At 62.0% G+C, this 10,048-nt stretch carries 14 protein-coding genes; 11 read left to right on the top strand and 3 right to left on the bottom strand.

Going from position 1 to position 10,048, the window contains the following annotated elements:
• The first annotated feature begins 43 nt into the window (after nt 1-43).
• From ftsX to R3280_RS14225, 6 genes are all read left to right on the top strand, one after another.
• Nucleotides 44-1,045, top strand: coding sequence for a permease-like cell division protein FtsX (gene ftsX / locus R3280_RS14250; protein ID WP_318999280.1), 1,002 nt, complete (start codon nt 44-46; stop codon nt 1,043-1,045).
• A gap of 205 nt (nt 1,046-1,250) precedes the next feature.
• Nucleotides 1,251-2,123 carry an RNA polymerase sigma factor RpoH gene (gene rpoH / locus R3280_RS14245; protein WP_318999279.1) on the top strand — a complete coding sequence of 291 codons (873 nt, stop codon included), beginning with the start codon at nt 1,251-1,253 and terminating at the stop codon, nt 2,121-2,123.
• 128 nt (nt 2,124-2,251) lie between these two features.
• Nucleotides 2,252-3,157: an NAD(P)-dependent oxidoreductase gene (locus R3280_RS14240; protein WP_318999278.1), complete on the top strand. Its 906-nt coding sequence runs from the start codon at nt 2,252-2,254 to the stop codon at nt 3,155-3,157.
• Nucleotide 3,158: 1 nt separating this feature from the next.
• Entirely contained in the window at nt 3,159-3,947 is a 789-nt protein-coding gene (gene hyi, locus R3280_RS14235; protein WP_318999277.1) for a hydroxypyruvate isomerase, read from the top strand.
• Between the two features lie 104 nt (nt 3,948-4,051).
• Nucleotides 4,052-4,732: a response regulator transcription factor gene (locus R3280_RS14230; protein ID WP_318999276.1), complete on the top strand. Its 681-nt coding sequence runs from the start codon at nt 4,052-4,054 to the stop codon at nt 4,730-4,732.
• Nucleotides 4,719-6,206, top strand: coding sequence for a HAMP domain-containing sensor histidine kinase (locus R3280_RS14225; protein WP_318999275.1), 1,488 nt, complete (start codon nt 4,719-4,721; stop codon nt 6,204-6,206). Before R3280_RS14230 ends, R3280_RS14225 begins: the two co-directional genes overlap by 14 nt.
• 20 nt (nt 6,207-6,226) lie before the next feature.
• On the opposite strand, the gene R3280_RS14220 is transcribed toward R3280_RS14225, so the two are convergent.
• Nucleotides 6,227-6,496 (bottom strand): hypothetical protein, encoded by a 270-nt coding sequence (locus R3280_RS14220; protein ID WP_318999274.1) that lies wholly within the window; start codon nt 6,494-6,496, stop codon nt 6,227-6,229.
• 321 nt (nt 6,497-6,817) lie between these two features.
• Between R3280_RS14220 and greB the strand changes: the two genes are divergently transcribed.
• Together greB and R3280_RS14210 are read left to right on the top strand one after the other, a co-directional pair.
• Complete coding sequence (greB, locus tag R3280_RS14215) at nt 6,818-7,321, top strand: transcription elongation factor GreB (RefSeq protein ID WP_318999273.1); 504 nt, start codon at nt 6,818-6,820, stop codon at nt 7,319-7,321.
• A 120-nt stretch (nt 7,322-7,441) separates the two neighbouring features.
• Nucleotides 7,442-7,903: a hypothetical protein gene (locus R3280_RS14210; RefSeq protein ID WP_318999272.1), complete on the top strand. Its 462-nt coding sequence runs from the start codon at nt 7,442-7,444 to the stop codon at nt 7,901-7,903.
• Here the strand turns inward: R3280_RS14210 and R3280_RS14205 are convergent.
• On the bottom strand, nt 7,900-8,208 hold the full coding sequence (locus R3280_RS14205) for a site-specific integrase (protein WP_318999271.1): 309 nt from the start codon (nt 8,206-8,208) through the stop codon (nt 7,900-7,902). The genes R3280_RS14210 and R3280_RS14205 overlap by 4 nt on opposite strands.
• A 137-nt stretch (nt 8,209-8,345) precedes the next feature.
• Nucleotides 8,346-8,615: an acyl-CoA-binding protein gene (locus R3280_RS14200; protein WP_318999270.1), complete on the bottom strand. Its 270-nt coding sequence runs from the start codon at nt 8,613-8,615 to the stop codon at nt 8,346-8,348.
• A gap of 271 nt (nt 8,616-8,886) precedes the next feature.
• On the opposite strand from R3280_RS14200, the gene R3280_RS14195 reads away from it, so the two are divergent.
• The 3 genes from R3280_RS14195 to tssB form a co-directional block, all read left to right on the top strand.
• The gene (locus tag R3280_RS14195) at nt 8,887-9,165 is read left to right on the top strand and encodes a BrnT family toxin (protein ID WP_318999269.1); all 279 of its coding nucleotides are present in this window, start codon (nt 8,887-8,889) and stop codon (nt 9,163-9,165) included.
• On the top strand, nt 9,162-9,434 hold the full coding sequence (locus tag R3280_RS14190) for a hypothetical protein (RefSeq protein ID WP_318999268.1): 273 nt from the start codon (nt 9,162-9,164) through the stop codon (nt 9,432-9,434). The genes R3280_RS14195 and R3280_RS14190 overlap by 4 nt, the downstream gene beginning before the upstream one ends.
• Nucleotides 9,435-9,744: 310 nt before the next feature.
• Nucleotides 9,745-10,048 (top strand): type VI secretion system contractile sheath small subunit (gene tssB / locus R3280_RS14185; RefSeq protein WP_318999267.1); only part of this gene is annotated, 304 nt, incomplete at its 3' end.

Below are 10,048 nucleotides of genomic sequence, written 5' to 3'. Positions count from 1 at the left end.
GTGGCGGGCGGCTCGCCGGCGGTGCGATCGTGAGGAATGCCCGATGAACGCCCGTCGATCCCCTCCGGAGAGCTCCGGCAAATCCCCGCAGCGCGGTGCCCGCCGTGGCAAGGCGCCCTGGCGGGAGATGCTGGAGACCTACCTGGCCCATCACCGCAAGGTGGCACGCGACAGCGCCCGCCGGATGGTGCAGACGCCGGTGGCAAGCCTGATGACCTGGACCGTGATGGGCGTCGCCCTGGCTCTGCCGGTGGGCCTGCTGCTGTTGCTCACCAGCCTGCAGGGCGTCAGCGCGGGCTGGGAAAGCGCCGCCCGGGTGACGGTTTACCTGAGTGACGACACCACCCTGGAGCAGGCCAACCGGCTCAGGCTGGAACTGGCCACCCGGCCCGATGTGGCGGAGATCGAGCTGATCGACAAGGCCGCCGCCCTGGCCGAGTTCCGGGCCAGCTCCGGCCTCAGCCAGGCCCTGGACTACCTGGACGAAAACCCCTTGCCCCATACCCTGCTGGTGACCCCCGCCGAAGCCGCCCGCGGCGGCGTCGCCATGAGCAACTTGCTGACCTCGCTGGAAGCCAGTCCCGGCGTTGCCCGGGTGCAGGTGGACCTGGGCTGGCTGCAGCGCCTCAATGCCATCACCGAGTTGCTGGGCCGCGGCGTCTGGGCCCTGGCGCTGCTGCTGGCGGTGGCGGTGATCCTGGTGATCGGGAACACCATCCGGCTGGCGATCGAAAGCCGCCGGGATGAGATTCTGGTGGCCAAACTGGTGGGGGGCACGGATGCCTTCGTGCGCCGGCCTTTTCTCTACACCGGCGTCTGGTTCGGCCTCGGCGGCGGGGTTGTTGCATTTGTTCTGCTGCAAATAACGCTCTGGTGGCTGAGCGGCCCGGTGGAGCAGCTGGCAAGCCTCTATCGCAGTCAATTCAGCCTGTCGGGTCTGTCGGTGGAGGGCTCTGTGCTATTATTACTGACAGCCGTCGCCTTCGGCTGGCTGGGAGCCTGGCTGGCCGTGAAGCGGCATCTGGATGCGATCGAGCCCGGCTGAGTCCGGCATTGTGATCGCCTGTTACGGAAACAGCGTATTGAAAGTGTCGCAGAAGGCAGTGTAGGTTGAAGATGTAGCGATTTTATTAAATACATCGGTTAATGGAGTATTTGGTTACGGAAGCACGGGTTTTCAACAGATTTTTTACTGCGGTCCTGTTGCGTGCCTATTCACTTAAAGACCGCAATGCATGGGAGGGAAACGCATGGGTACAAGCTTACAGCTAGCTGATCGACTGGTTCCTGGTGCTAACCTTGAAGCCTATATTCAGGCTGCAAGCCGCATTCCTGTGCTTACCGCTGACGAGGAGCGTGATCTGGCCGAGCGCCTGCATTACGAAGGCGACGTCGAAGCCGCCCGCCAGCTGGTGTTGTCGCACTTGCGATTTGTGATTCACATTGCCCGCAGTTATTCCGGCTATGGTCTGGCCCAGGCCGACCTGATCCAGGAGGGCAACGTCGGCCTGATGAAGGCCGTCAAACGGTTCAACCCCGAATACGGGGTGCGTCTGGTGTCGTTCGCCGTGCACTGGATCAAGGCCGAAATCCACGAGTTCATCCTGCGTAACTGGCGCATCGTGAAAGTGGCCACCACCAAGGCGCAGCGCAAGTTGTTTTTCAACCTGCGCAGCCAGAAAAAGCGTCTGGCCTGGCTCAGTCACGATGAGCTCAACGCGGTCGCCGAGGATCTCGGGGTCGAACCTCGTGTGGTCCGTGAAATGGAAGGCCGCATGGCCAGCCAGGACACCGCCTTCGACGGCCCCATGGATGACGATGACGATACCGCCTATCAGGCGCCGGCCCATTACCTGCAGGACAACCGCAGTGACCCGGCCCGGCAGCTTGAGCAGTCCGACTGGACCGAGGATTCCAACGCCCGCCTGATGGAGGCGCTGGGCAGTCTGGATGAGCGCAGCCAGGATATCCTGCGGGAGCGCTGGCTCAGCGACAGCAAGTCCACCCTGCATGAACTGGCGGACAAATACGGCGTTTCGGCGGAGCGCATCCGCCAGCTGGAAAAGAACGCCATGAAGAAGATCCGCCAGCAGATGCTGGAGGCTGAACCGGAAGCGGCCTGAGCCTTCTCCGGCCCCTAGCAGGCAATACCGAACGCCACCACACCCGCCGGGTCTGGTGGCGTTTTTTTGCGTATTCCCGGGCAGGCCCTGGATTGCCGGCCTACGAATGACCTGGAGACAACACAGCCATGACCACAGAACCCCGCCATATCGCCTTCCTGGGCATCGGCCTGATGGGCGCGCCCATGACCCGCAATCTTCTGGCGACCGGCTTCCGGATGAGCCTCTGGAACCGCACCGCCAGCAAGTGTGAGCCCTTTCGCGGCCAGGCCAGGATTTGCGCCGAGCCCGCCGAAGCGGTGGCCGGGGCGGATGTGGTGATCACCATGCTGGAGAACGGCCCGGTGGTGGATCAGGTGCTGGTGGGGCAGGGCGTGATCGAGGCCCTGGAGCCCGGCGCGGTGCTGATCGACATGAGTTCGGCGCCACCATCCCTGGCCCGGGCCCACGGCGCCCGGGTGACGGAGAGCGGTGCCGGCTACCTGGACGCACCGGTTTCCGGCGGCACACTGGGCGCGGAGCAGGGCCGTCTCAGTATCATGGCCGGCGGTGATGCCGGCACCCTGGCCGGTGTCGCGGACGTGTTGCGGCCCCTGGGCAAGGTCACCCACATCGGGCCGGTGGGCGCCGGCCAGCTTGCCAAGCTGGCCAACCAGGCCATCGTCGGCATCACCATTGGCGCGGTGTCCGAAGCGCTGCTGCTGGCGGCCCGGGGTGGCGCCGATCCGGCCGCGGTGCGGGAGGCGCTGATGGGCGGCTTTGCCGGCAGCCGAATCCTGGAGCTGCACGGCCAGCGTATGATCGACCGGGACTTCGCCCCCGGTGCGCCGGCGCGGATCCAGCTCAAGGACATGCGGATGATCCTGGACGAGGCCCGGGCGGAGGGCCTGACCCTGCCCCTGGCCCAGCAGGTGCACAATCAGTACCTGTCGCTGCTGGCGGATGGCCACAGCGATGTCGACCACAGTGGCCTGCTGCTGGCCCTGGAACATCTCAACGGCGCCCGCCTGGGCGGCCATACCACGGAGTCCTGAGATGCCAAGGTTCGCTGCCAATCTGTCCATGCTGTTTACCGAGGTCGAGTTCGAGGATCGCTTCGAGCGCGCCGCCGCGGCAGGTTTCGCCGGCGTCGAATACCTGTTCCCTTACCCCTATCCGGCCGACACACTGCGCAAACTGCTGGACCGGCATAAGCTTGAGCAGGTGCTGTTCAACCTGCCGGCCGGCGACTGGGCCGCCGGTGAGCGCGGCATTGCCTGCCTGCCGGAGCGGCGCACCGAGTTCCGCGATGGGGTCGAGCAGGCCATTCATTACGCCGAAGTACTCGGATGCCCCCGCGCCAACTGCCTGGCCGGCATCCGGCCCCAGGAGCTGGCCCCGGAGGCGGCCTGGCAGACGCTGGTGGAGAACGTCGGTTGGGCCGCGGAGCGGTTTCGTCGCGCGGGGCTGACACTCTGCGTCGAGGCCATCAATTCGCGGGTGGACATGCCGGGCTTCGTGCTCGATTCCTCGCTGCGGGCCATGGACCTGCTGGAGTCGGTGGCGGCGGACAATGTCCGATTCCAGTACGACCTCTACCATATGCAGATCATGGAGGGTGACCTGATCCGCACCCTTGAGCGCCTGCTGCCGATGATCGGTCACATCCAGTTTGCCGACAATCCGGGCCGCCACGAGCCGGGTACTGGCGAAATCAATTTCGATCGGGTGTTCGAAGCCATCGACCGGCTGGGGTACCCTGGCTGGGTCAGCGCGGAGTATCATCCGGCCGCCACCACCGATGCCGGTCTGGGCTGGCTGGCGGGGCACGTAGCCCGTCGCTGATGGCGACACCTGCTTACAAGATGGTAACTGGTCCGCGTCCCTGCTTGCCCTTACTCTGGCACCAGATATGACGCTCGGACCATGGGTCAATGGGGAGGCCGCCGGTGAAAGCACTGGTAATTGAAGACGATCAGGACGTTGCAACCTATCTGATCAAGGGACTAAAAGAGTCCGATTTTGTCGTGGACCATGCCGCGGACGGCAAGGAAGGCCTGATGCTGGCCGCCAGTGGCGATTACGACATCATGATCGTGGACCGCATGCTGCCGGGCATGGACGGCCTGTCCATCATCAAGACCGTGCGCGCCACCGGCAACCAGGTACCGGTGCTCATCCTCAGTGCCCTGGGGGACGTGGACGACCGGGTGGCCGGTCTTCGCGGCGGCGGCGACGATTACCTCACCAAGCCCTTCTCCTTCACCGAGCTGCTGGCCCGTATCGAGTCCCTGGTGCGGCGTAACCGCCAGACCGCCGAGACCGAGACGGTACTGCGGGTGGCGGATCTGGAAATGGACCTGCTGGCCCGCACCGTCAAGCGTGCCGGCCAGAACATCGATGTCCAGCCCAGGGAATTCCGGCTGCTGGAATACCTGATGCGCAACGCCGGCCAGGTGGTGACCCGCACCATGCTGCTGGAGAAGGTCTGGGACTACCATTTCGACCCCCAGACCAACGTGATCGACGTTCACATCAGCCGCCTGCGGGCGAAAATCGACAAGGAGTTCGACACGCCGCTGCTGCAGACCATTCGGGGCGCCGGGTACATGTTGCGTGAAACTTCTTAGTCAGCTAAAGACATCCACCTTCCAGCTTGCACTGCTCTACATGGTGGTGTTTGCCACCTCGGTCTTTCTTCTACTGGCCTTCATCTACTGGCGCACCGCCGGTTTCATGACCGCCCAGACCGACGAAACCATTGAAGCGGAAATCACCGGCCTGGCGGAGCAGTACCGGGGCCGGGGGGTCAACGGCCTGATCACCATCATCCGCGAGCGGGTGGCCCGGGACCCCAACGCCAAGACCGTCTACCTGTTCACCACCGACGACTACGTCAAACTGGCGGGCAACCTGGCCTCCTGGCCGGAGCAGGCCCAGTCCCAGAGTGGCTGGATCAACTTCACCCTGGACGAAAGCGTCGGCTGGGTCGGACCCCAGCGCCAGGCCCGGGCCCGGATATTCGAGGTCCAGGGTGGTTTGCGGCTGCTGGTGGGTCGGGACGTGGAAGACCTCACCACCCTGAAACGGCTGATCGAGACCGCCATCAACTGGGGCATGGGCATCACCCTGGCGCTGGCGCTGCTGGGCGGGTTCATGATGAGCCGCAGCACCACCAAACGCATCGAGGTGATCAACAACACCTCCCGAAAGATCATGAACGGCCACCTGTCGTTGCGGATTCCCACCCGCGGCACCCAGGACGATTTCGACCAGCTGGCGGACAACCTCAACCAGATGCTGGACCGCATCGTCTACCTGATGGAAGGCATCCGCCACGTCTCCGACAGCATCGCCCACGACCTTCGCACCCCGCTGACCCGGTTGCGCAACCAGCTCGAGAACACCCTGATGTCGGTGGACAACGAGGAGGCCAGGGAGCAGGCGGGCCGCGCTGTGGCGGAGGCGGACCAACTGCTGGCCACCTTCAACGCCCTGCTGCGGATTGCGCGGCTGGAGACCCGGGGCAACGCCGCCGACATGAAGCCGGTGTCGCTGGGATTGCTGGTGAGCGACGCCTGCGAGCTTTACGAAGCCCTGGCGGAAGAGAAGGAACAGACGTTCCGGCATTCGGTGGACGACCAGGTCATGATCGAGGGCGACCGGGACCTGCTGTTCCAGATGGTCAGCAACCTGATCGACAACGCCATTAAGTACACCCCCGAGCACGGCGATATCCTGGTGGTGGTGCGCTATGACGGACCCGAAGCCGTTATCGAGGTGAGCGACAGTGGGGTGGGTATTCCCGACAGCGAGAAGGACCAGGTATTCCAGCGCTTCTATCGGGTCGGCAAGAGCCGCTCGTTGCCGGGTAACGGCCTGGGCCTGAGCCTGGTCAGCGCGGTCACCGAGATTCACCAGGGCCAGATCCTGCTCAGCGACCGCTACCCCGGCGAAGCCCAGCCGGGCCTGACAGTCACCGTGCGCCTGCCGGGCTATCGCCCCGACAAGCGCCGGATCCGCGCCATCAGTGCCAGCACCCTGGAGGATGCCGACACCGAATCGTCCTCAAACACCAGCACCGGCGGCCTGCCGTCACCCTGACAGGCCGGGCCTTGCCGGGTTCAGGCGGCTTTACGGAACTTGCGCAGGGGTGTGAGGAGCGCGCCGGTGCGGGACTCGACGGTGTTGATCAGGGCTTCAAGGCTGGCGCGGCGGCGGTCGATGCGCACCTGCAGGCTGTCCCACTGACCTTCCAGGTGGTGTTGCTCGGCCATCAGGAAGGCCGCCAGGTTGTGGCGGTTGACCTTACCGGTGATGCCGTACTGGTCCAGTTGAAAGCCTACATAATCCAGCCCGTTCAGGGCAGTATCCAGCAGTTTCTTGGTATTCATCGCAGCTTCCTGTCTTGTCTTGAATCGGTCTGATGGCAAACCGACCCGGTCTGAATTCTGGTTGGACGCAAAGTTTGAGCCCAAAGTTCCGAGGCTGAACGCTAGTGTTTCCGTCTAGAGTGGGCAACCTAATTTGCGGAGCATCAGGCTCCTGAAAAAAGCGTAATCGGTGAGCCACGCGGGGGTAACCCGGCCTGTGGAGAATGGAAAGGGTAGCGAAAGGCAGGCTCGACTTGCTTATCCCTCCAGCACAGCGCTAGCCTTACCCCGCTCCTGCGGGGTTTTTTATGTCCCCGCCCCAGTCGCCTGCGAGATCCTACCATGGCCGATTCCAATACCCGTCCCCGGGGCCGGGCCCGCTATATTACCCCGGAGGGCGAACGCGCCCTGAAAGACGAACTCAACTACCTGTGGAAGCAGAAGCGGCCCGAGGTCACCCAGGCGGTGCGTGAAGCCGCGGCACTGGGGGACCGCTCCGAAAACGCCGAGTACATCTACGGCAAGAAGCAGCTGCGGGAAATCGACCGGCGGGTGCGCTTTCTCACCAAGCGCCTGGACGAACTCACGGTGGTGGACCGGCTGCCGGACGACCAGAGCCGGGTCTATTTCGGCGCCTGGGTAACAGTGGAGGACGAGGCCGGCAAGCGCAGCACCTATCGGCTGGTGGGGCCGGATGAATTCGACCTGTCCCGGGGCCTGCTCAGTGTGGATGCGCCCCTGGCCCGGGCCCTGCTGGGCAAGCGGCAAGATGACGAAGTGGAGGTGCGAACGCCGGAGGGCCGCCAGGAAATGGTGCTGGTGGACATCCGCTATGGCCCGGAATGACCAGTGCGCCCCGTCACAAAATTGGCGAAGCGTTCCAACTGACGCCGTGATTGGGTATAAACTGTTCAAAAATTGGCACGGCGCCGTCTGCGACGTGTCCTGGGCGGGAACAGGTGAGTAATGGACAATTCACGGACACGGCAGGCCGGTATGGCCCTGGTAGCGGTACTGACGCTGCCCGCACTGGCGCAGGTACAGCCGAGCCCGGCGCCGGAGGCCGGCGAGGAGGCCTTCGTCTACGAGGAGCGCTCCACCGTTGACACCATTCCCTTCCGCTCCATGGCGGAGGAATCCCTGGCCAGCACCGTGATCGAAGGCGGGCTGGAAGCCCCCGCCGCCGGCGTACCGGTGCGCACCGCACGGTCTTCCGCCGAACTCAGCAACGAGGATTTCTATCTGGACCCGTTGGCGCTGCAGCCCCGGGACAGCCGCACCGACCTGGGCCGGTCTGAGATTCCGGTGGAGATCCGCTTCAGCAATCCCAAAGTGGTGCCGGGCCAGACCTGGAGTGACAACTACATCATCCGGCCGCCCGAGAATCGCACTTACGATACCCTGAACACCAACCTGACCGGCCGTTAGGCCACCGCCGTCGCCACTTCCCGCTTTTCCAGAACGTCCTGATAGAAGAACTCCAGCGCCTGGTGGGCCTGGTTCAGCCGTGCCCGGGAGACCCGGATGCGATCCTTCAGGTAGGTCAGAAAGCGCTGCTGGTCGTCCCCTTCCAGCGCTTCCGGCGCCTTCAGGCCGCTGTACAGCACAAAACGGGTAATCCAGTGCAGGTAAGTCTGTTCGGTGCGCTGATTGAGCTGGTGCTTCTGCATGGCCTGAGTCACGCGGACCAGCAGACCGGGCTGGCTATGCTCCAGCGCCTCGGTGATATTCATGGTGAGCCGTCCAATGGTGGGTGCTTGTTTTTGTTATGGTGCGCGCATCTTATGACAATCGTTTGACCACGGCAAAACAAAAAGTCCACGCCGGCCGCTCACCGGGCCGACGTGGCGCTATCAAGCCGGGCTGAAGCTCAACCGGCCTTTTTCATCTCTTCCAGACGGTCGATGTATTTCTGCATCGCCTCTTCCTTGGACATGCCCTTGAGCTTGGCCCAGGCGTCGTACTTGGCGCGGGCGACAAAATCCATCATGCCCGGACGCTTGCCGCTGACATCGCCTTCGGTGGCCTGCTTGTAAAGGCCGTAGAACTCGAGCTTGAGCTCGTTGGAGGGCTTGAAGTCGCCCTCGGCGTTCTGGATGTAGTTGACGGCGTCGTCGAACTGTTGCTTCAGGTCACTCATGCTGTGGTCCTTGTCAGGTTGGTCTTTGACGGTTAGTAGAATTCGCCCGGCAGTATATCGAGGGCGCGGCGGGGCGTCATTGGCTGCTGGTGCCATCGTTTTCTTAGGTGATGAACGTTACTAAGCTGAGAATGGTCAGGCCAGAGAGAGCGGGTCAGCAGGGCAGGACGCGAGTTTGTGTGGAGCTCACTTTCCGCGTTAATGCGGAGCGTCAGAAAACTGCTCTTAGCTGGTGAGTACAAAAAGCACACGTTGTGCTACTCTTTGATTCATGAAATCCATCACCTGGAATCCAGATAAGAACAAGCTTCTCCAAGCAGAAAGAAAAGTGTCTTTCGAGGATGTGGTTTTGCATATCTCGATTGGAGGCATCCTGGATACGTTTGGGCATCCGAATCAGGAGCAATATCCGGGGCAACACATTCATGTGATTGAGATAGAGGGGTATGCGTATTTAGTGCCCTTTGTGGAGTCAGAGGATGAGGTTTTTCTGAAAACGATCATCCCAAGCCGGAAAGCGACCAAAACCTATTTGGGAGGTCCAAAGTGAATAGGCTGGATAAAGAAGAACAGGAAATTCTGGATGCATTCGATGCTGGAGATCTGCAGCGGTCGCCAGATAATGAAGACAGGAAGTCGCAACATCAGCAGTACGCCGAGGCTATGTTCAAGAAAGATGCCCGTATCAACATCAGGCTCTCCTCTAAGGATCTTAGGGGGCTCCAGAAGAAAGCCTTGGAGGAAGGTATTCCCTATCAAACACTTGTTGCCAGCATACTGCATAAATATGTAGAAGGTCGCTTGCACGAGGATCGATAGGTAAACCAGGCCATGCACCGGGAGCCAAAACCTTGGTTTCGCTTGGGTTCTGTCACCGGTGATAACGAGCGTTTGCAAGGCGTATGCAGGCCAGGTCTCATCCACCAGTATGCTCGTTCGAACATGGCGGCGATGGCTAAGTGTCTGATTTGGGCAAAACATTGCCTGACGTGTGTCGCATTTCAACAAGATGCGGCGAATTTTTGCTTGAGTGCCCGAAAATTCCTGTGTAGAGTTTTTGACGTGGCACGCCAGGAAGGCGAGCCCAAAGGATTGCACCACCACACAGAATTTCAGGGAAGAAAACCTTATGTCCAAGGACGGCTCAGTTGCGCCCAAAGAGCGCATCAATATCAAGTATGTTCCCGCCACCGGTGATCAGCAGGCAGAAACCGAGCTGCCTTTGAAGCTGTTTGTCGTGGGTGATTTCCGGGGACAGCCCGAAGAAACCCCGCTCGAAGACCGCAAGACCATTTCCGTCGACAAGAACAACTTCCAGTCGGTGATGAAAGAGGCCGGTCTGACCCTCTCCACGACGGTGACCAACCGGCTCGAGGACGATGCCGACGACCTTCCGGTCAACCTCGAATTCCAGTCACTGGACGATTTTTCCC

Source organism: Marinobacter sp. (genome assembly GCF_033722195.1).
Lineage (GTDB): Bacteria > Pseudomonadota > Gammaproteobacteria > Pseudomonadales > Oleiphilaceae > Marinobacter.
This window is presented reverse-complemented; position numbering and strand designations above follow the sequence as displayed.

What these genes read in the sequence shown, in the direction of transcription:
- R3280_RS14220 (WP_318999274.1), bottom strand. Translation starts at nt 6,496, where the DNA reads ATGAATACCAAGAAACTGCTGGATACTGCCCTGAACGGGCTGGATTAT.
- R3280_RS14210 (WP_318999272.1), top strand. Translation starts at nt 7,442, where the DNA reads ATGGACAATTCACGGACACGGCAGGCCGGTATGGCCCTGGTAGCGGTA.
- greB (WP_318999273.1), top strand. Translation starts at nt 6,818, where the DNA reads ATGGCCGATTCCAATACCCGTCCCCGGGGCCGGGCCCGCTATATTACC.
- ftsX (WP_318999280.1), top strand. Translation starts at nt 44, where the DNA reads ATGAACGCCCGTCGATCCCCTCCGGAGAGCTCCGGCAAATCCCCGCAG.
- rpoH (WP_318999279.1), top strand. Translation starts at nt 1,251, where the DNA reads ATGGGTACAAGCTTACAGCTAGCTGATCGACTGGTTCCTGGTGCTAAC.
- R3280_RS14200 (WP_318999270.1), bottom strand. Translation starts at nt 8,615, where the DNA reads ATGAGTGACCTGAAGCAACAGTTCGACGACGCCGTCAACTACATCCAG.
- R3280_RS14195 (WP_318999269.1), top strand. Translation starts at nt 8,887, where the DNA reads ATGAAATCCATCACCTGGAATCCAGATAAGAACAAGCTTCTCCAAGCA.
- R3280_RS14205 (WP_318999271.1), bottom strand. Translation starts at nt 8,208, where the DNA reads ATGAATATCACCGAGGCGCTGGAGCATAGCCAGCCCGGTCTGCTGGTC.
- R3280_RS14240 (WP_318999278.1), top strand. Translation starts at nt 2,252, where the DNA reads ATGACCACAGAACCCCGCCATATCGCCTTCCTGGGCATCGGCCTGATG.
- hyi (WP_318999277.1), top strand. Translation starts at nt 3,159, where the DNA reads ATGCCAAGGTTCGCTGCCAATCTGTCCATGCTGTTTACCGAGGTCGAG.